The organism is Agrobacterium sp. SUL3 (genome assembly GCF_001263295.1).
Taxonomy (GTDB): Bacteria; Pseudomonadota; Alphaproteobacteria; order Rhizobiales; family Rhizobiaceae; genus Agrobacterium; species Agrobacterium tomkonis.
The window spans coordinates 67,353-87,264 of record NZ_KQ414514.1 but is presented as its reverse complement, the minus strand read 5'-3'; the positions used below and the strand labels follow the sequence as shown (position 1 = coordinate 87,264).

General features: G+C 59.7%; 20 protein-coding genes. 14 read left to right on the top strand and 6 right to left on the bottom strand.

Annotation, left to right across the window (positions count from 1 at the left end):
* Positions 1–43 precede the first annotated feature (43 nt).
* Positions 44–1,252, top strand: coding sequence for an MFS transporter (locus AKG12_RS23265; RefSeq protein ID WP_052820599.1), 1,209 nt, complete (start codon positions 44–46; stop codon positions 1,250–1,252).
* Between the two features lie 157 nt (positions 1,253–1,409).
* Here the strand turns inward: AKG12_RS23265 and AKG12_RS23260 are convergent, their stop codons facing one another.
* Positions 1,410–1,877 (bottom strand): Lrp/AsnC family transcriptional regulator, encoded by a 468-nt coding sequence (locus tag AKG12_RS23260; protein ID WP_052820598.1) that lies wholly within the window; start codon positions 1,875–1,877, stop codon positions 1,410–1,412.
* Between the two features lie 121 nt (positions 1,878–1,998).
* On the opposite strand from AKG12_RS23260, the gene AKG12_RS23255 reads away from it, so the two are divergent.
* The 11 genes from AKG12_RS23255 to ehuA all read left to right on the top strand — a co-directional run bounded on the left by AKG12_RS23255 (position 1,999) and on the right by ehuA (position 13,925).
* Positions 1,999–3,477 carry an NAD-dependent succinate-semialdehyde dehydrogenase gene (locus tag AKG12_RS23255; protein WP_052820597.1) on the top strand — a complete coding sequence of 493 codons (1,479 nt, stop codon included), beginning with the start codon at positions 1,999–2,001 and terminating at the stop codon, positions 3,475–3,477.
* Between the two features lie 14 nt (positions 3,478–3,491).
* Positions 3,492–4,895, top strand: coding sequence for an aspartate aminotransferase family protein (locus tag AKG12_RS23250; RefSeq protein ID WP_052820596.1), 1,404 nt, complete (start codon positions 3,492–3,494; stop codon positions 4,893–4,895).
* Between the two features lie 168 nt (positions 4,896–5,063).
* The gene (gene ehuR / locus AKG12_RS23245) at positions 5,064–6,512 is read left to right on the top strand and encodes a MocR-like ectoine utilization transcription factor EhuR (RefSeq protein WP_052820595.1); all 1,449 of its coding nucleotides are present in this window, start codon (positions 5,064–5,066) and stop codon (positions 6,510–6,512) included.
* A 70-nt stretch (positions 6,513–6,582) separates the two neighbouring features.
* The gene (gene eutB, locus AKG12_RS23240; RefSeq protein ID WP_052820594.1) at positions 6,583–7,602 is read left to right on the top strand and encodes a hydroxyectoine utilization dehydratase EutB; all 1,020 of its coding nucleotides are present in this window, start codon (positions 6,583–6,585) and stop codon (positions 7,600–7,602) included.
* The gene (eutC, locus tag AKG12_RS23235; RefSeq protein WP_052820593.1) at positions 7,599–8,612 is read left to right on the top strand and encodes an ectoine utilization protein EutC; all 1,014 of its coding nucleotides are present in this window, start codon (positions 7,599–7,601) and stop codon (positions 8,610–8,612) included. Before eutB ends, eutC begins: the two co-directional genes overlap by 4 nt.
* On the top strand, positions 8,609–9,787 hold the full coding sequence (gene doeA, locus AKG12_RS23230; protein ID WP_052820592.1) for an ectoine hydrolase DoeA: 1,179 nt from the start codon (positions 8,609–8,611) through the stop codon (positions 9,785–9,787). Before eutC ends, doeA begins: the two co-directional genes overlap by 4 nt.
* Positions 9,788–9,791: 4 nt before the next feature.
* The gene (gene doeB / locus AKG12_RS23225; RefSeq protein WP_052820591.1) at positions 9,792–10,805 is read left to right on the top strand and encodes a N(2)-acetyl-L-2,4-diaminobutanoate deacetylase DoeB; all 1,014 of its coding nucleotides are present in this window, start codon (positions 9,792–9,794) and stop codon (positions 10,803–10,805) included.
* 61 nt (positions 10,806–10,866) lie between these two features.
* On the top strand, positions 10,867–11,718 hold the full coding sequence (ehuB, locus tag AKG12_RS23220) for an ectoine/hydroxyectoine ABC transporter substrate-binding protein EhuB (RefSeq protein ID WP_052820590.1): 852 nt from the start codon (positions 10,867–10,869) through the stop codon (positions 11,716–11,718).
* 60 nt (positions 11,719–11,778) lie between these two features.
* Positions 11,779–12,444 (top strand): ectoine/hydroxyectoine ABC transporter permease subunit EhuC, encoded by a 666-nt coding sequence (gene ehuC, locus AKG12_RS23215; RefSeq protein ID WP_052820589.1) that lies wholly within the window; start codon positions 11,779–11,781, stop codon positions 12,442–12,444.
* A gap of 12 nt (positions 12,445–12,456) precedes the next feature.
* Entirely contained in the window at positions 12,457–13,149 is a 693-nt protein-coding gene (gene ehuD, locus AKG12_RS23210) for an ectoine/hydroxyectoine ABC transporter permease subunit EhuD (protein WP_046801285.1), read from the top strand.
* The gene (gene ehuA, locus AKG12_RS23205; protein WP_052820588.1) at positions 13,146–13,925 is read left to right on the top strand and encodes an ectoine/hydroxyectoine ABC transporter ATP-binding protein EhuA; all 780 of its coding nucleotides are present in this window, start codon (positions 13,146–13,148) and stop codon (positions 13,923–13,925) included. The genes ehuD and ehuA overlap by 4 nt, the downstream gene beginning before the upstream one ends.
* Positions 13,926–13,958: 33 nt before the next feature.
* On the opposite strand, the gene AKG12_RS23200 is transcribed toward ehuA, so the two are convergent.
* Complete coding sequence (locus AKG12_RS23200; RefSeq protein WP_052820587.1) at positions 13,959–14,867, bottom strand: LysR family transcriptional regulator; 909 nt, start codon at positions 14,865–14,867, stop codon at positions 13,959–13,961.
* A 117-nt stretch (positions 14,868–14,984) separates the two neighbouring features.
* Between AKG12_RS23200 and AKG12_RS23195 the strand changes: the two genes are divergently transcribed.
* Together AKG12_RS23195 and AKG12_RS23190 are read left to right on the top strand one after the other, a co-directional pair.
* Positions 14,985–15,707, top strand: coding sequence for an SDR family oxidoreductase (locus tag AKG12_RS23195; protein WP_052820618.1), 723 nt, complete (start codon positions 14,985–14,987; stop codon positions 15,705–15,707).
* Positions 15,708–15,758: 51 nt separating this feature from the next.
* Positions 15,759–16,037 carry an Atu4866 domain-containing protein gene (locus AKG12_RS23190; RefSeq protein ID WP_408606507.1) on the top strand — a complete coding sequence of 93 codons (279 nt, stop codon included), beginning with the start codon at positions 15,759–15,761 and terminating at the stop codon, positions 16,035–16,037.
* Positions 16,038–16,257: 220 nt separating this feature from the next.
* Here the strand turns inward: AKG12_RS23190 and AKG12_RS23185 are convergent, their stop codons facing one another.
* The 4 genes from AKG12_RS23185 to AKG12_RS23170 all read right to left on the bottom strand — a co-directional run bounded on the left by AKG12_RS23185 (position 16,258) and on the right by AKG12_RS23170 (position 19,912).
* Positions 16,258–17,253, bottom strand: coding sequence for a hypothetical protein (locus tag AKG12_RS23185; protein ID WP_052820586.1), 996 nt, complete (start codon positions 17,251–17,253; stop codon positions 16,258–16,260).
* Positions 17,254–17,433: 180 nt separating this feature from the next.
* The gene (locus AKG12_RS23180; protein WP_046801279.1) at positions 17,434–18,303 is read right to left on the bottom strand and encodes a D-psicose 3-epimerase; all 870 of its coding nucleotides are present in this window, start codon (positions 18,301–18,303) and stop codon (positions 17,434–17,436) included.
* Positions 18,304–18,368: 65 nt separating this feature from the next.
* Positions 18,369–19,034, bottom strand: coding sequence for a nucleoside triphosphate hydrolase (locus tag AKG12_RS23175; RefSeq protein ID WP_046801322.1), 666 nt, complete (start codon positions 19,032–19,034; stop codon positions 18,369–18,371).
* A 29-nt stretch (positions 19,035–19,063) separates the two neighbouring features.
* A complete protein-coding gene (locus AKG12_RS23170) occupies positions 19,064–19,912 on the bottom strand; it encodes a sugar phosphate isomerase/epimerase family protein (RefSeq protein ID WP_052820585.1) in 849 nt (282 codons plus the stop codon).

The following is a 19,912-nucleotide window of genomic DNA, read 5'->3' as shown; positions in this document are numbered from 1 at the left end:
GAAAAAATTCGTCTAAAACTCTCCCAACTCAAGGAGAGAGACCATGACGGACACGACATCAGAATTTGATGGGTCAACAATTGCGCTGGAGGCCGCCGAGGAACCCGCGTGGACAGCTGCGACCTGGTTCGCGGTTCTTTCGATGGCGGCCACCAGTTTTGCGCTCGTATCAGCCGAGTTCCTGCCGGCGGGATTGTTGACGCCCATGGCGCGCGATCTCGGTATTACCGAGGGTACAGCCGGGCAGGTTGTTACGGCGACAGCTTCCGTTGGCGCTGTGACGGCTTTGCTGAGCAATGTTCTCATCGGCAAACTGAACCGCAAGACCGTGCTTGTCGGTCTTAGCGCACTGGCGATCGGCTCCAACATTCTCGCATCAGTTGCTGCCGATTTCTGGCTATTGTTGGTGGGCCGGGCGGGACTGGGTATCGCGCTCAGCGGTTTCTGGGCGCTTTCGGTTGCGGTTGTGGCGCGGCTCGTTGGCGCGAATTCGACCGGGCGTGGCATGGCTATCGTCACCCTTGGCGTTTCACTTGCCACCATCGCTGCCCCTTCAATGGGCGCCTTGATCAGTGACTGGGTTGGATGGCGCATCGCCATGTCGATGACGGCGGGACTGGCAATAATTGCCATGCTGCTGCAGATCCTCAGCCTGCCGTCGCTGCCGGCAAGTACGAGCAACAGTCTTTCCGATGTTCTGCGGCTGACGCGGCGGCGCAGCGTTCAACTGGGGATGCTGGCAATCCTGTTGCTGATGACGGGGCATTTTGCCGGTTCGGTCTATGTGCGTCCGTTCCTCGAACAGGTGACGCTGCTTGAGACCACGCCGATTGCTCTCGCCCTGCTCGGCTTTGGCGTCGCTTCCGTGATCGGCAATGTGCTGGGAGGCCGGATGGCTGACACCAGTATCCGCCTCGCACTCATCGTTACCGCCGCCCTTATGGCATTTGCGACGATCGCCCTCGTTGTCTGGGGTGTTCATACCGGTGCCGCATTTGCTCTCGTCGCCCTTTGGGGTCTTGCCTTCGGCATGGCGCCTGTGGTGCTGCCGACCAACCTCTCTCGCGGCGCACCCGACGCACTGGAGGCAGCCGGCAGCCTGATGGTCGTTTCTTTCCAGGTGGCCATCAGTATCGGTGCGGTTTTTGGCGGTTACATCGTTGATTCCTATGGGGCTACTGCGCCATTGGCTCTCACCGCCATCCTCGCCGCATCCACGGTCGGTCTCGCTCTGCTGCAGCGTCCCGACTGATCATTCGGGGCCCGGAGCTGATCCAGAAATTGTGCTGGCGTTACATACGCCAGCACGCGCGTTTTTAACGCTTTCCTTCAAAAGAGTTTAAGACCGCGGGTGCGGGTTCATTCAAACGGCACCCAAAACGCTCAGCGGAAAACCAGAGGCGCTCCAATTACGCTTCGATTGGAAAGGCAAAACCGGCTTTAACCCGATCCATCACAACCATTGTCTTGAAGCCTTTAATGTCGTGGTTTTCATAAAAGAAACGGCGGGGGAAAGCCTCGTAGTCCTCCATGTCCCTTGCCGTGATGACCAGGATGAAATCGGCGTCACCTGTCACATAATAGCCGATCATGACTTCCCGCGTGGCGCGGATGGCGGCCTTGAAGCGATCAACGATATCCGCCCGCTCGCGCTCCAGCGATACCAGAACGATCATGGTGATTCCGCGCCCGACAGCTTTGGGTGAGATGATTGCCACATCCGCTTCAATCACCCCCTCCTCGCGCAGGCGCTTCAGCCGCCTTTGACATGCCGTGGGCGACAGGTTGACGATCTGCGCCAGTTCTTCCGATGTCAGGCGGTTGTTCTTTTGCACGGCGTCAAGCAACGCCCTGTCGGCTCGATCTATAGTGGTCATGCAGAATTCCTGCGTCAATATGAGAAACTAAGCACTATTCCTGCGTAACGACAGGAACAAACGCCGCCGATCGATGATGCCGCGCCGCTAAGCTCCTTGCAAATAAAAAGGGAGCCTCCTCATGAAAGATATCGCCAGCGCGGCGCTGAAAAGTCTGCATCGGCCCGGTCTGGTCGAGCATCGTGCCTTTCTTGAAGGGGCATGGGTGGCGCGTGACGAGAAACTGAGCGTTATCGATCCGGCCACCGGCGACCACCTTCTCGCGGTAACCTCCTGCTCGCTCGACGATGTCGATGTCGCAATCGATGCCGCCGGCAAAGCCTTTCTCGACTGGCGCGAACGGCTGCCCGTCGAACGGGGCGATATCCTGCGCGCGTGGAGCAGGTTGATGCGTGAAAACGCGGGTGATCTCGCCACCATCATAACCGCCGAACAGGGCAAACCGCTTTCTGAATCCCTTGGCGAGATTTCCTATGCCGCCAATTTTCTCGACTGGTTCGCGAGCGAAGGCGAACGATCCTATGGTGAAACCATCCCGAGCCATTTGAAGGGCGGCAGCCTCTCCGTGCAGATGCAGCCAATCGGCGTTACCGTGGCAATCACCCCATGGAACTTCCCTTCCGCCATGATAACCCGCAAGGCCGGTGCCGCTCTTGCCGCCGGGTGCACCATGATCGTCAAACCGGCACCGGAAACGCCGCTCTCGGCCCTGGCTCTGGCAAAGCTTGCAGAAGAAGCGGGAATGCCATCAGGCGTTCTACAGGTGCTGCCCGGCGAAGCCGCCCCGCTGGCGCGCCGCCTTCTGGACCACACCGATGTTCGCGCATTTTCCTTCACCGGTTCGACGCAGGTCGGACGGATCCTCCTCGAACAATCGGCGGCAACGGTCAAAAAAGCATCGCTTGAGCTTGGTGGCCATGCGCCTTTCATCGTGTTCGACGACACCAATCTCTCCCAGGCGGTCAAAGGCTGCCTCGGCGCCAAATTCGCCACATCAGGACAGGACTGCCTTGCGGCAAACCGTATCTACGTTCAACGCGCAGTTTACGAACGGTTCATCGACCAGTTTGCCAAAGCGACGTCCGAACTTGTGGTCGGCCACGGTCTTGAACCCGATATCGACATTGGCCCGATGACGCGCGCTTCTGTCGCCGAGAAATGCCGTCAGCAGATCGCCCAGGCTCTCTCAGCCGGCGCACGTCTGGTCTGTGGCGGACAGGATAGCCCTCTGGGCGGCAATTTCGTTACGCCGACGGTCCTTGCCGACGTTACCGACGACATGCTGATCGCCCGTGAGGAAACCTTCGGGCCGGTCGCCGCCATATTGCCGTTCGACGATGAGCAGGAGGTGATCCGCCGCGCCAACGCGACGGAAATGGGGCTCGCAGCCTATCTCTACACCAACGACCTCGGCCGGGCGATGCGTCTCACCAACCAGCTGGAATACGGCATGGTGGCCGTCAACACGCCGAAGTTCACCGGCGCGCCTGTTCCATTCGGCGGCTGGAAGCAATCCGGGCTTGGCCGCGAGGGGTCGCGCCATGGTCTCCTGGAATATCTTGAACCCAAATATGTCTGCTTCGGCAATCTTGCTGCCTGAAAGGAATTTCTGTCATGACCATCGATATCAAACGTATCGCCGAAATGGATCGCAACGCGGTTCTGCACCCCTTTACGCAGCTGAAGGATTTCGCCAGCGGCAAGCTCGGCGAACCGACGATCGTTGAAACCGGCAAGGGCATTCGCATTCAGGATGCGCATGGCAAACAATTGATCGATGGTTTCGCCGGGCTTTATTGCGTCAATGTCGGATATGGCCGCACCGAGGTGGCAGAGGCGATTTCCCGTCAGGCCTATCGCCTTGCCTATTATCATTCCTACGCCGCCCACACGACCGACGAACTGGCAATCCTTTCTGACCGGCTGGTGAAAATGGCGCCAGGCAGGATGAGCAAGGTCTTTTATGGCATGTCGGGTTCGGATGCCAACGAGACGCAGGCAAAGCTTGTCTGGTATTACAGCAACCTGCGCGGCAAGCCGGAAAAGAAGAAGATCATCTCGCGTGAGCGGGGATATCACGGCTGCAGCGTCGTCTCCGGCTCCATGACCGGCATGAGCTTTTATCATGACCATATGGACCTGCCGCGTGCGGGCATCCTGCACACCGGCGCTCCCCATCATTATTGGGGCGCGGAAGCAGGTGAGACCGAACTGGAATTTTCAAAACGGCGCGCCGACGAGCTCGAGGCCCTTATCCTTCGGGAAAATCCCGACACGATTGGCGCCTTCATTGCCGAACCGGTGCTCGGCACCGGCGGCATCACGCCGCCTCCGGAAGGTTACTGGGCGGCGATACAGAACGTCCTCAGGAAATACGACATCCTGCTGATCGCCGATGAAGTGATCACCGGTTTCGGCCGTACCGGCTCCATGTTCGGCTCGCAGCATTATGGCATCGAACCGGATCTGATTACCGTCGCCAAGGGCCTGACCTCCGCCTATTTCCCGCTCTCCGGCGCAATCGTCGGCGAGAAGGTTTACAAGGTGATGGAGGAAGGCGCTGACCGCGTCGGCGCCTTCTCCCACGGCTATACCTATTCGGGCCATCCGATTGGTGCGGCTGCGGCAAATGCCGTGCTCGACATCGTGGAAAAGGAAGACCTGCCGGGCAATGCACGGGCCGTCGGCAGCTATTTCCAGGAACAGCTCAAGACGAAGTTTGCCCAGCTGCCAATCGTCGGTGAAGTGCGCGGTGTGGGCCTGATGGGCGCAATCGAATTTGTCGCCGATCGTGACAGGAAAACCCGCTTTGCCCCCGGCCTTGCGGTCGGTGCGCGCGTTTCCAAGGCTGCGCGCAACGGCGGTCTCATTGCGCGCGCCATGCCGCATGGCGATATTCTGGGTTTTGCGCCGCCACTCGTCACGACGAAGGCGGAGGTGGACGAGATCATCGCCATCGCCGAAGCTGCTGTTCGCAGCGTCATGGATGAACTGGTACAGGCCGGCGAAAAGATCTGAGGATCCACCCATCCCAGCTTGCGCCATCAATGCCCGTTTGAGCGGCAACGACGTGACGATTGCGCATATTCGCCGTGCAATCGTCACCGGTGATGCATAAGGCTTCATCTTTTTGAAGAACCGTGCATAATGTCATGAAATTACCTTCGCTAAAAACGAGACAATTTCATGCGTCGTCAAGCCAATCCGCTCAGCCTTGATCCGGTTCCCGCAACAAAACCGGTGGCATGGCGACCAAGCCTGACCAAGCAGAAGGGCGAGACCAAACATTCGGCACTGACGGAGCGGATCATCGCCGATATCGATGCCGGCGTCTTGAAGCCGACGGACCGCATGCCGACCCATCGCGATCTGGCCCGCGATCTTGGCCTTTCCGTCCAGACCGTCAGCCTTTCCTACAAGGAGGCTGAACGGCTGGGTTATCTGAGCGGCGAAATCGGTCGCGGCACCTTCGTCAAGGCGCGGGTAACCGACCGGGCGGGCCGCATGATGCTGGATCACAGCCCGACCGAGGTGCTTGATCTTTCCATTATCCGCGGCGTTTATCTCGAGGAGCACGAAACTGCCTCGCGCGCGATCCTGCGCGAACTGGCGGATAGTGACAATTCAGGTTTCATGCGCCCCTGCCGTCCGGTCGCGGGACTGGACAGCCATCGCGAGACGGCACGCAGCTGGCTCGGCATGATGGGCGTCACGGCCGGTGCGGAGCGTATCCTTGTCACCAACGGCGCCGCGCACGGCATTTTCCTCGCGCTCAGCTGCATCGTCCGTTCGAGCGACGTCGTGCTGTGCGAAAACCTTACCGACCACGGCATTATCGGCCTTTCGAACATCCTGGGGTTCAGCCTCAAGGGGCTGCCCACCGATGGCGAGGGTATTTTGCCCGATGCGCTGGAGGCCGCCTGCGCGGCGGGCGGGGTGCGGGCGCTCGTTCTCATCCCCACCCTCAACAATCCCACCGGTCATGTCGCGGGCGCGGAACGCAGGCGCGAAATCGCCGCAATTGCGCAGCGACACGGCGTCTTCGTGATTGAGGACGAAGTGTATCGCCCGATGATCGAAGACGGGTTGCCATCCATCACCGAGATGCTGCCGGATCTGGGCTTTTTCGTTACCAGCTTTACCAAGACGGTCCTGACAGGGCTGCGCGTCGGTTATCTCGTCGTACCACCCGCCTATTCCATCCGCGCCGCCTCCATCCTGCGCGTGTCGAGCTGGAGCGGTACATATCTGACGGCCGAGATCGCCACACGCTGGGTTGAAAACGGCACCGCGCGCCGGTTGCTGGACGTCCAGCGTGCCGAAGCCCGTGCACGGCAGACCATTGCGATGGAAATTCTCGGCGACCATATCGCCTCCAGCCATCCTCTCTCCTTCTGCGCCTGGCTCAAGGTTCCGCCGCACTGGACGGAAGACGGTCTGGTCCGCTCCCTGACCAACCAGAACGTCGCGGTCACGCCATCGGAACCATTCGTTGCCGGCCCCGGCCATGGCGGCGGTATCCGCATATGTCTCGGTGGACGCCTCAACCATCAAACCCTCGTCAAGGCGTTGACGACAGTGCGTCAGGCCTTCGAGCAGCTACCGCCGGTTTATGATATAGGTTCCATCGGCTGAAACAGCCTTGCTCGAAAATCATTGAATCATTACAATATAATAATTGACATGATTTTACTTCGCTCCCAACATGACAATCATGAAGAGCGAAAACCTTTCCATATCCGCTGAAAAATTCCTGCTGCCGGTCTCGGTGGCGGATATCGAGCAGGCTGCCGCGCGTATCCTTGGCCACGTAGAGCGGACGCCGCTGGTTCGCTCCGATTTCCTGTCACAACGCCACGGCGCGCCTGTCCATCTCAAACTGGAAACCCTTCAGCCGATTGGCGCCTTTAAACTGCGCGGCGCGATGAATGCGATCCTGTCGCTTGACGACGAGGCACGCGGGCGTGGCCTCGTCACCGCCTCGACGGGCAATCATGGCCGCGCTGTCGCCTATGCCGCGCGCAAACTCAGCATTCCCGCCACGGTCTGCATGTCCTCGCTCGTCCCGGCAAACAAGGTCGAAGCCATCCGCGCCCTCGGTGCCGACATTCGCATCGTCGGCAGATCGCAGGACGACGCGCAGGAGGAAGTTGAACGCCTGACAGGCAGCAACGGCCTGACGTCGATTCCGCCCTTTGATGATGTGAATGTCGTGGCCGGTCAGGGCACGATCGGCATCGAAGTTGTCGAAGACATGCCTGATCTGCAAACCATCCTCATCCCTCTCTCGGGTGGCGGCCTGGCGGGCGGCATCGCCGTGGCCGTGAAGGCTCTGAAGCCGCAGGCCCGTATCATCGGCATTTCCATGGAGCGCGGCGCGGCGATGCATGCATCGGTCTCGGCTGGCAAGCCTGTCCCCGTGCGAGAAGAGGAAACACTGGCGGATTCGCTGGGTGGTGGCATCGGGCTTGAAAACCGCGTGACTTTTGCACTCTGCCACTCGCTGCTTGACGAGATCGTGCTGGTTTCCGAGGCCGAGATTGCTGCCGGCATTCGCCATGCTGCACGCGAAGAAGGTCTGATCGTGGAAGGGGCCGGCGCAGTTGGTTTTGCCGCAATCCTGTCGGGCAAGATCAAAATCACCGGCCCCACCGCCCTGATCGTCTCCGGCGGCAATATCGACCCGGCCATTCACAAGACAATCGTCGACGGAGCTGTCGCATGAGCCGCATCACTATCCTGACCGAAAACGACCTTCGCGCCATCATCAAGCTCGACCTGTCTTCCATCGATTGCGTCGAGCGGGCCTTTGCAGCGCTTGCCACCGAAGCCGTCGCCATGCCGCCAATCCTGCGTCTCGACATTCCGGAGTTCCGCGGCGAAGTGGATGTAAAGACAGCTTATGTGCCCGGCTTTGAAGGTTTCGCCATCAAGGTCAGCCCCGGTTTCTTCGATAATCCGAAGCTTGGCCTGCCGAGCCTCAACGGCCTGATGATCCTCTTCAGCGCAAAAACGGGTTTGGTGCAGGCGCTGCTTCTCGACAATGGCTATCTCACCGATATGCGCACCGCCGCAGCCGGCGCTGTCACTGCGCGCCACCTGTCGCGCGAGGATGCCTCCACCGCCACGATTTTCGGCGCAGGCATGCAGGCGCGGTTGCAGCTGGAGGTCCTGATGCTGGTTCGCCCGATAAAATCGGCCCGGATATGGGCAAGAAACCATGACAAGGCGCAGGAACTCGCCGGCGATTTCGCGCGCGAACACGGCATCGAAGTCGTCGCCGTAACCGACCCGCGCGACGCAACACGAGGCGCGGACATCATCGTCACCACAACGCCATCAGAACAACCGATCCTCCTTGCCGACTGGCTGGAGCCGGGCCAACACCTGACCGCGATGGGATCGGACGCCGAACACAAGAACGAGATTGACCCCGGCGTATTTGCCCGGGCGACCTATGTCGCGGACCGTCTCACCCAGACCCGTATTCTCGGCGAATTACACCATGCGATTACCGCAGGGCGTGTCATGCCGGATCAGCAATTCGCCGAACTTGGGGCCATCATCGCCGGCAAGGCGCAGGGCCGGGTGAGCCGGGACCAAATAACCTTTGCCGACCTGACCGGCACTGGCGTGCAGGACACCGCCATCGCCAATCTCGCCGTCATCAGAGCAAGAGACGCGAAGAGCGGCCAAATCATCGAAAACAGCGTGAAAATGGGAGATGCAGCGTGAGCATAACGCTGAACTTTACGCGCGAGGAATATGCCGCGCGCCTGTCCAAAACCCGCAGAGCCATGGAAAAGGCCGGCATCGATCTTCTTGTTGTCACCGACCCGTCCAACATGCATTGGCTGACCGGTTATGACGGCTGGTCCTTCTATGTACATCAATGCGTGCTGGTGCCGCCGGATGGCGAGCCGATCTGGTATGGCCGCAAGCAGGACGCCAATGGCGCAAAGCGCACGGCCTACCTCGCCCATGACAATATTATCGGCTATCCCGATCATTACGTTCAATCGACCGAGCGGCACCCGATGGATCTGCTATCGCAGATCATCGGAGAGCGGGGCTGGTCCGGCTTCACCGTCGGTGTCGAGATGGATAACTACTATTTCTCCGCCGCCGCCTTTGCGTCGCTGCAGAAAAATCTGCCGAACGCCCGCTTCAAGGACGCCGCCGGTCTCGTGAACTGGCAGCGGGCCGTCAAGAGCCCGACCGAACTCGATTACATGCGCAAGGCCGGCAAGATCGTCGAGTTGATGCACAAGCGCATCGTCGATGTCGTTGAGCCCGGCATGCGCAAATGTGATCTCGTTGCCGAGATTTACGATGCCGGTATTCGCGGCACCGCCGAATTCGGCGGTGATTATCCCGCCATTGTTCCGCTGCTGCCGTCGGGAGCCGACGCTTCGGCGCCGCATCTGACATGGGACGACAAGCCGATGCGTCTGGGAGAAGGGACATTCTTTGAGATCGCCGGCGCCTACAGGCGTTACCACTGCCCGCTGTCGCGCACCGTTTTTCTCGGCAAGCCGACACAGGCGTTTCTCGATGCGGAAAAAGCAACGCTCGAAGGCATGGAAGCCGGACTTTCGGCGGCGAAGCCGGGCAACACCTGCGAAGACATCGCCAATGCCTTTTTTGCGGTGCTGAAAAAATACGGGATCATCAAGGACAACCGTACCGGCTATCCGATCGGCCTGTCCTATCCGCCTGACTGGGGCGAGCGCACCATGAGCCTGCGGCCCGGTGACCGCACCGAGCTGAAACCTGGCATGACGTTCCATTTCATGACCGGTCTGTGGCTTGAGGACATGGGGCTCGAAATCACCGAAAGCATCGCGATCACCGAAACGGGCGTCGAGTGCCTGTCGAATGTGCCGCGGCAACTCTTCGTGAAGGGCTGAGACGATGTTGAGCAACGCTCCTCGCCCCTCGCCGATCACGCCCTCCGTCGATTTCGACGCGAAAGGCGTGCAGCACGGTCATTTGCGGCTACCCTATAGCCGCGATGACAGTGCCTGGGGTTCGGTGATGATCCCGATCTGCATCATCGCCAATGGCGAAGGGCCGACAGCACTTCTGACCGGCGCCAATCATGGCGACGAGTATGAGGGGCCGGCGGCACTTTTCGAGCTTGCCCATACGCTTGATCCGGTTGAGGTAAGCGGGCGCATCATCATCGTGCCGGCGCTCAACTATCCGGCCTTTCGCGCGGGCACACGTACTTCGCCAATCGATCGGGGAAACCTGAACCGCAGCTTTCCAGGCCGGCCTGATGGAACGGTGACGGAAAAGATCGCCGATTACGTGACCCGCCATCTGATACCGCTGGCGGATATTGTTCTCGATTTCCATTCCGGCGGCAGGACGCTCGACTTCCTGCCCTATGCCGCCGCTCACGAATTGCCCGACAAGGCACAGGAGGCCCGTTGTTTTGAGGCGGTGGCGGCCTTTGCGGCGCCCTATTCGATGAAGATGCTGGAAATCGACGCCGTCGGCATGCTCGACACGACTGTCGAGGAACTCGGCAAGGTTTTTGTGACAACCGAACTTGGCGGGGCCGGCACGGCGAGCGCAAGATCGATCGATATAGCCCGAAAGGGCAGCCTCAACCTGCTGCGCCATGCCGGCATACTGGCCGGCCCGCCAGATTCCACCCCAAGCCGCTGGCTGGACATGCCCTCCAGCGATTGCTTCACTTTTGCCGAAGATGACGGGCTCGTCGCCTTTGTCCGCGATCTGGGAGACGCGGTCACGGCAGGTGAAACCATCGCCCGGGTCTATCCGGTCGGGAAAACCGGCCTCGCGCCGGTCGATTACCGCGCATCCATGCATGGCGTGCTTGCGGCGCGCCACGTTCCCGGCCTGATCAAGGCCGGCGACTGCCTTTCCGTCATCGCCACGGTAACGGAGAACACATAGTCAAACGAACCCACGTGAGATCCGAAAACGGACCACGCAACCCAACCAGAGGAGTAATACCATGCACATCACCAAACTCGCCGGGCTTTCCGCCCTTGCCCTTGCCATCGGCATGACCTCGGCCAGCGCCTTGACCCTCGAGGAGGTCAAGAGCCAGGGATATATCCGGGCCGCCACGGCAAACGAAGTCCCCTATTCCTACATGCAGCCCGACGGCACATCTGCCGGGATCGGGCCTGATGTGGCAAATGCAGTTCTGAAATCCATGGGTATCGAAGAGGTCAACTGGACAGTGACGCCGTTCGGCACGCTGATCCCCGGTCTCAAGGCCCGTCGCTTCGACTTCGCGGCGGCAGAACAGAACATCTCGCCCGAACGCTGCAAGCAGGTCTCCTTCACCGAGCCGAATTCTTCCTACGGCGAGGGCCTGCTGGTAAAGAAGGGCAATCCGAAGAAGCTGACGACCTATGCCGATATCGCCAAGGATCCATCCTTGAAGGTGGCCGTCGTCTCAGGCGCCAACAATGTCGACTTCCTGCGGGCAGTCGGCGTCAAGGAAGAGCAGATCGTCTTCATTCCAGCCAATGCGGATGCGATCCCCACCGTGCAGAGCCGCGCGGATGCCTATGCGGCCACGGAGCTGACCGTCTCCGAACTCGCCAAGAACCAGGCCAATGTCGAGCAGGTCAAACCGTTCGTGGATCCGATCGTGAAGGATGCGCCGGTCCGCAACTATGGCGGCTTCGCCTTCCGCCCCGAGGACAAGGAGTTGCGCGACGCATTTGACGCCGCTCTGGTCGAGTTCCGCAAGACGGACGACTACAAGAAAATCCTGTCCAAATACGGTCTCTCCGAACAGAGTATCGCGGCCGCTGCCGAAAAGAAGGTCGCCGATCTCTGCGCCGGAAAATAAAGCTCAGCGGCGCTCGGTCTTCGCCGGGCGCCGCTCGTCAGGAACTTGGGAAAACTCCAGATGGATATGACCGCCTACCTGCCGATGATGTGGCAAGGCGCCGTCGTCACCATGACGATCACGCTCGCAGCGCTCGTTGTCGGGACATCGCTTGCCTTTTTCTTCGGGATTTTGCGTGTCGAGGGCGGCCCCATCCTGTCCACGGTCGCGCTTTGTTATACGGAGGTGTTTCGTGGCACCTCGCTGCTGGTTCAGCTCTTCTGGTTCTATTACGCGCTGCCGCTGGTGGGGCTGAGCTTTGATCCGATCACCACGGGTATTCTGGTGCTTGCCGCCCATGCCGGCGGTTATGGCGCGGAGATCGTGCGCGGTGCGCTATCCTCCGTTTCCGTGCAGCAGTTGGAAGCGGCCCGGGCGCTGAATTTTACGCGGATGCAGACGCTGTTTCGCATCTCGCTGCCGCAGGCAATCGTCGAGATGATGCCGGCATTCGGCAATCTGGCGATAGAAACGCTGAAACTTTCCTCGCTCGTGTCGCTGATCTCGATTGCCGACCTCACCTTTGCGGCGCAGTCGATCCGCAACCTGACGCTGGACAGCACCAGCATCTATTCGATCACGCTGCTCTGCTATTTCGCGATGTCCCTGATCCTGATGGTCGTCATCCGGGTGATCGAACATTTCGTCAGGCGCGGCAACGTCTTCCCGCGCACCCGCCATTCGTAAGGATATCTTCTCATGATGTATGGCTACGAATGGGACACCACCACCTGGCTCACCTACACAACCTCGATCCTGCCCATCATCCTGATCGGCCTGACGGTGACGTTGAAGGCGGCAGCCGCCGGCTTCGCCATCGCGCTGGTTCTGGGGCTCGTTTTTGCACTGCTGCGTCGCAGCCGGGTCAAGATGATCTCCTGGCCGACTGCGCTGGTTGTCGAATTCCTTCGCGATACGCCGCTTCTGGTGCAGCTGTTCTTCCTCTATTACGTGCTTCCGGATTTCGGCATCGTGCTACCCGCCTTCCTGACCGGCGCGCTGGCGCTCGGCCTGCAATATGCGGCCTACACGTCCGAGGTCTATCGCGGCGGCATCGAGGCCGTGCATCATGGCCAATGGGAAGCGGCGACTGCACTTAATCTCACACGCATGCAAACCTACCGGGATATCATCATCCCTCAGGCCATCCCGCGCATCGTGCCGGCCATGGGCAATTACCTTGTCGCCATGATCAAGGAAACGCCGGTGCTTTCCGTCGTCACGGTTCTGGAGATGATGGGGCTTGCCAACATGATCGGCGAACGCACCTTCGAATATCTGGTACCGCTGACGCTTGTCGGCCTGATCTTCCTCCTTCTGACAATAATCTGCTCGGCAGGCCTCAGCCGCCTGCAAAGGGCACTTCCAAAAGCAGGAATACCCTTGCGATGACCAACACCACCAATCAGCCGCTGATCGAATTTTCCGATGTCACGAAGCGTTTCGGCATTCTGACGGTTCTCGACCAGTTCAATTTCAGCGTGGCAAAGGGCGAAAAAGTTACGCTTATCGGCCCGTCCGGCTCCGGCAAATCAACGGTTCTGCGCATTCTCATGACGCTGGAACCGTTCCAGGAGGGCAAGCTTACCCTTGCCGATATCTCCTATCATGAACAGGGCGGCAAAGGGCCCTTTCAGGCTTCGGAGAAGCACCTTCGCCAGATCCGCAATCACGTCGGCATGGTCTTCCAGAGCTTCAACCTCTTTCCGCATATGACGGTGCTTCGCAACATCGTGGAAGCGCCGGTGCGGGTGCTGGGCATCGCCCGCGCAGAAGCGGAAGCGCGTGCAATCGAACTACTGAAGATGGTTGGGCTGGCCGACAAGAAGGATCATTATCCGGTACAGCTTTCCGGCGGGCAGCAGCAGCGCGTCGCCATTGCCCGCTCGCTTGCCATGCGTCCGCGTGTGCTGCTTTTTGATGAGCCGACCTCGGCGCTCGACCCGCAGCTGGTCGGCGAAGTGCTTTCCGTCATTCGTGATCTGGCCCATGAGCACGACCTGACGATGCTGCTTGTTACCCACGAGATGCGTTTTGCCCGCGAAGTGTCAGACCGCGTCTGCTTTTTCGACAAAGGCCGCATCTGCGAACAGGGAGCACCGGAGGAAATTTTCGGCGGGCCGAAAGAAGAGCGAACCCGCGAATTTCTGTCATCGGTTTTGCGGTAAAGCGACATCGAAGCCAAGGCGCGCCATGACCGCCTAAAGCGACCTTGTGCGTTGCCTTGATGTCTTCACGTGATCGATCAGCGCCCGGAGTTTGGGCGCCAGATTACGCCTGCTCGGATAATAGAGGTAGAATCCGGGAAAATAAGGTGAGTAGTCTTCAAGCAGCGGCACCAGCTCGCCGCGATCGATCCAGCTGCGGAATGTATCTTCAATGCCGAAGGTGATCCCTGCTCCCGCCACCGCCATTCGGATCATCAATCCCATGTCATTGGTGGTGATCTCCGGCGCCACCGCGACGCTGAATTCCCGCCCGGCCTGCGCAAACTCCCAGCGATAGGGTGCGCTGCGCGGAGCCGGCCGCCAGCCAATGCACCGGTGATGTGCCAGTTCCTTCGGGTGAGTGGGCTTGGCTCTGCCTTTGAGATAATCAGGCGAACAGACCGCCAGCTGCCGCACATCCCCGGATATAGGCACGATGATCATGTCCTCATCGATCACCTCGCCCAGCCGCACGGCTGCGTCATAGCCTTCGGCAACAATATCGAACTCCTCATCGGTCACCACGACATCGAGGTGGACGTCCGGATAGGCAGCCGTGAAGCCGGCAAGAAGCGGCCCGGACAGGAAGTCTTCGGCAATGGACGAAACGGCGAGCCGCAACAGCCCGTTCGGACTTTCGCGCAATTCGCCCGCCTGTTCCACCGCCGCCGACATTTCGGCTATGGCGGGAGCGATATTGGCATAAAGCCCCTCACCCGCCTCGGTGAGACTGACGCTGCGGGTGGTGCGCAGCACCAGCGCCAGGCCGAGCATTTCCTCCAGCCGTCTAATTGTCTGGCTGACGGCGGAACGTGACACGCCCATTCGGTCCGCGGCAGCGCTGAAACTCTTCAGTTCCGCCACCAGCCCAAAGACGGAGAGAGCGTTTAGATCAGGCGTCACTGTTTAGCTATCCTTACCACTATGGAAACTAATGGGTATCTTATCTCAACAATGCTGCCTGTCTATCTTTCATGCAACCGCAATCGAGCGGTGGTTTCAAAAAGGAAGGACAGAACGATGGACAAGGTTGTTCTCATCACGGGAGCCTCCAGCGGCATTGGCGCGGGTATCGCGCGTGAACTCGGCAAGGCTGGCGCAAAACTCATGCTCGGCGCCCGCCGTACGGAGCGGCTGGAGGAACTCGCAAAGGAGATCCGGGAAGCGGGTAACGGCCAGGTAGCGGTCAGCCGACTGGACGTTACCAACCGTGCCGACGTGGCAGACTTCGCGGATAAGGCGCGCGAAACCTTCGGCCCGGTCGATGTCATCATCAACAATGCCGGCGTCATGCCGCTTTCCCTGATGGCGTCGATGAAGGTCGACGAATGGGACCGCATGGTGGACGTCAACATCAAGGGCGTACTGCATGGCATCGCGGCCGTGCTGCCGGAAATGACGTCGCGCGGTTCCGGCCACATCATCAATATCGCTTCCATCGGGGCGCTGTCGGTGGTGCCAACCGCCGCCGTCTATTGCGCCACGAAATTTGCCGTCCGCGCGATTTCGGACGGGTTGCGGCAGGAACGGCCGGATCTGCGCGTCACCTGCATTCATCCCGGTGTGGTGGAAAGCGAACTGGCGGAAACGATCACCGATCCGGCAGCAGCCGAGGCCATGAAAACCTACCGCGCCATTGCGCTAAAGCCCGATGCCATCGGCCGCACGGTGCGTTTCGCCATCGAACAGCCTGATGACGTCGATCTGAACGAGATCGTTGTTCGCCCAACGGCTGCCGCCTGAGGAGGAAAACAGATGAAAAACATGACGATACCCGTTGCCGCTGCCATCGCCATGCTGACGGGGACCGAAACCAGCGCCGGTTCCACGCCCCCGCAAGCTCACCCCTATATCGGCATGTGGGTGACAGGTGACGGCCATATCCGTCAGGAGCTTTTGGCCAACGGGCGTTATGACGAAGCCCGCGGCAACCGTAAAAGCGCCTATCAGGGCCGTTACGTCGTGACCGGCAATCACATCGATTACCGGGACGATACCGGCTTTACCGCGGATGGAACGTTCATAGATGATGTCCTGCACCATGGCGGCATGATCTTTTACCGGGAGCGGTAAAGCACAGTGCGATGATGGATCGCGGCCACCCGCGATCCCTCACCGGCAGACACCTGCGGCGCTACAGTATCTTTTGACAGCTGTTCGCAGCGTTCGAGATCGTTCTCGATTGGGATTTTCCCTTTGTCCCCAGTGTTTCAGCACGTTTCGTGACCTTCGACCATGGCCGGTAAGATAGCTCGCGGACGAGCTATTTCCCCGCATCTCGGCCAGATCGGGTTCAATCCGCCGGGGTGGCCAGAACGTCTCCTTCCCTGTTCTGCACGAGGCTTGCGGGCGATGACGGCTGAGGATCAACATCAGGCAGAGGTGGGGTGAGCAGCCATGCGGCTGGATAATCTTTCCGGAGGTGCCGGGAGTTATAGCGAACATGGGTTCCGGACGCATGGCGGCGGGTTCCGAGCGTTGCCTCTTTTGACAGGACCGCGCCTTTGATTTCGTAGAGTTTTCGTTCGTCATCAAGGGCAATCGTCGCATCGGAGAGATCGAAATTATCGACGCGAACGGTCTGACCCTGGGGCGTGCCGAGAACCCATCTGTCGGAATCGACGAAGCCGTCGATATAGACATTGCCGGTGGAAGCGCGCAGGGACGTTCCTTCCGGCAGGGTGATGCCATCGACGACATTGCCATTGGCAAGAATACATCTGCTGAAGGCGGATATGCCGCCATCGGGCCGCAGATCAAATTCCACCGGCTGGGTCGCGTCGCAGCGCCAGCCGCTCTGGGTGGTTACGCCATTGCCGGTTATCCGCATGTTGTCGGGGGTAAAGCCAATGGTTTCGTAGTTGTCGTTGGTTTTTATCGCGATATAGCGGGCGATCTCGACGGCATCGATATCTGCAACGCGCACGGGATGCGGAAACAAGGCGCGGCTGAAGGCGTCCCTTGTATCGGCAATGGCAAGCTCGAGTTTCGTACCTTTGGGCATATCGATCTGGCCAAGCCGGGTTGGTGCAAGCAGTTCCGGCCGGTAGCTTGCCGTCCTCTCCCTGTCATAAGCCCGCATATGGATATAAAAATCACCGGTTTTCCACACGGTGAAGGCTGCGATGGCGGTCACCAGCCCATAGGGCAGCAGCATCGGGCGTTTCCAGCGGCCGCAGATATATCGAATGAGCAGCCCCAGCGTCCAGACGATCCAGACAAAGGTCGTGGCGAAAAGGAAGGCGATGAGAAGCAGCGCTTCGACGGACGGGAGTGCGACAGGGATCATGTGAACCAATGGCCTTGGGCGGAACCGTTTCCGATCCTCAGATACCCCGCAGCCTTAGCCCATGAATTGTGGTTTGTTCAACCAGCCGATTGACTGCCCGCGTCGGTCATCAGTCTGTTTTTGGTGAGAGACCAGGCGCCGCCGGTGACGGGCGCCTGGGCAACACGCGTTTTGCGGACATCAGCCGCCGAGGACGAAACGGGAGAATGCCAGGGAATTTCTGGCGTCCTCGTCCATTTTGGCGATGTCGGCGCCATTGCTCAGATCACGCCACACCTTGATATCAGAACCGATGGTGCCACCGGTCTTGACGAACGGCTCCATGACGACGGCACCGGTGTAATTGATATCGCGAAGCGCGAGGCCGATTTCCTGCCAGGGCATCCTGCCTTTGCCCGGAACACGGCGATTGCTCTCGCCGGTGTGGAAGTGACCCAGCAGCGGGCCGGCCGTGCGGATGGCTTCGCCGAAACTGTCTTCCTCGATGTTCATGTGGAAGGTATCGAGCATGACCTTCACATTGTTCTTCCCGACATCCTTGACGAAGGCGACGCCTTCGGCCGCCGTGTTGAGCACGTGGTTTTCAAAGCGATTGAGGACTTCGATGCACAGGTTGATGCCGAGATCATTGGCGAAATCGGCAATGCCGTGAATACCCTCGACACCACGCGCGTAATCACCCGGCTTGTCGACCGGCTGCGAATAATCGATCGGCCAGTAGGAATGCAATGCGCCGCCAATGGTGCGGATGTCGAGCTTGGCGACATTGGTGAGTGTCCGTTCAAAAAACGCCTTGCCCGCCGCGCGCACGGCCGCATCTTCCGACGACAGGTTCTTTGATTTCGACGGACCGATGCCGGCGGTGAGCATGATGCCGTTATCCTTCGCACTCTGCTTGATCACGGCGAGTTCGGCGTCGCTGTATTCGTTGATATGGTGGGCGGCGACTTCGATGATATCGAAGCCGAGTTTGGCGACCTTTTCGATATAGGGGCCGAACTTGGCGCTCCACTCATGTTCCCAGTAAGAATAATAGATGCCGTGTTTCATGGGGATTTCTTTCGCTTCTGTTTCACTTGGTTGGGATGTGGGCGCCCGCGATCATTCGGTGCGTCTCAGGAAGCGGCCCCGCTTCCCGGATTGCCGATGCGAAGATCGGGTTCGGTGCTCGTCGAGATGATGAAACGGCCGTTGGGAAGGTCGTTCTCCTCGACCTTCCGGTTGATCTCGTCTTCGGCAAGACCGAAGCCCAGCCAGCGGTTTCTCAGCCGCGCACGCAGATCGTCCTCGCTGACATCGACAAAAACCGTCAGATCGAAGATCGGTTTGAGACGGTTCCAGGGCGATTGGCCGGCGAGGAGATAGTTGCCTTCACAGACGATGATATCGACAGATTGCGGGATCAGCCGGCCGCCGGCGCGGGCGATTTCGATCGCCCGGTCAAAGACCGGAACGGCAATGACATCATCCTCATTGGCCTTGAGGCGCTCGAGCATGTGGCGCAAACCGTGGGCATCGAAAGTATCGATGGCGCCCTTGAAGCGACGGCGGTTCATCTCTTCGAGCACGGCATCGTCATAGTGATAACCATCCATCGGGAAAAGCGCGGCGGGCTCGCCTCCACCTGCGTTCAACACATCCACCACACCTTCGGCAATGGTCGATTTTCCCGATCCCGGGGCGCCGGCAATCGCGATCATCACGCGTCGGCCTTTTGCCCTTTCCAGACGCTGGAGCGCCAAGCCCGCAATCTCACGGGCATTATCGTCAATTGTGCTCAAGGTGTTCCTCGCCCCGATCATGATTGCGGTCAGAAAATCCGGTACTGGCTTGCCTTGTCGCGCAGGAAGGCCAGCCCCTTGTCGAGGACCTCGTCTGCGCCTGAAGCGACCGGCCGCCAGGTGGAAATCGCACCTGCCATCTCCTCCGGCATCGCGGCGAAACTCTCGAGCGTCAGCACGCCCTTGAAGCCAATGGCCGCGAGTGCGGCAAACACCGCGTCCCAGGCAACATTACCGAAACCCGGCGTGCCGCGGTCACTTTCCGACATATGCATGTATTTCAGATAGTCGTGGGCGGCGATGATGCCATTGGCGATACCCTTCTCTTCCATGTTCATGTGGAAGGTATCGAGATGGACAAAGATATTGTCGGCACCGATACGCTCAACCAGCGCCACGGCCTGTTCAGCTGAGTTGACCAGATGGTTTTCGTAGCGGTTGACGGCCTCGATCCCGAATTGCAGGCCAAGCGTCTTCGCGTGGCCGGCAGACTGAGATAGTGCGCGTGTCAGATTGTCGTATTCAGCCTGCGTCGGCGGGAAACCCGTGCGCTCGCTGGTGCCGCCATAGGTGACGCCGGTCAGCGCTTCCGCCCCCATTTCGGCGGCCTTGTCCAGCGCGGCGTTCAGATGCGCGACGGCTGCTTCCGGACGGACGGAGGCCCAGGCAGGCTCCGGCAGAACCAGCGAGCAAGCGGCCCGCAGGCCGTATTTCTCCAGCAGGGCGCGGGTATGCGCCGTATCGACCGATGGGAGATCGACAAGCGGAATCTCGATGAAATCCTGCCCATAATCCGCAGCACCGGCAATGGCCCGCCTGGCGCTTTCATGATCCCAGTTGAGGGACCACATCATTGCGTGAACACCGAAGCCTTGCAC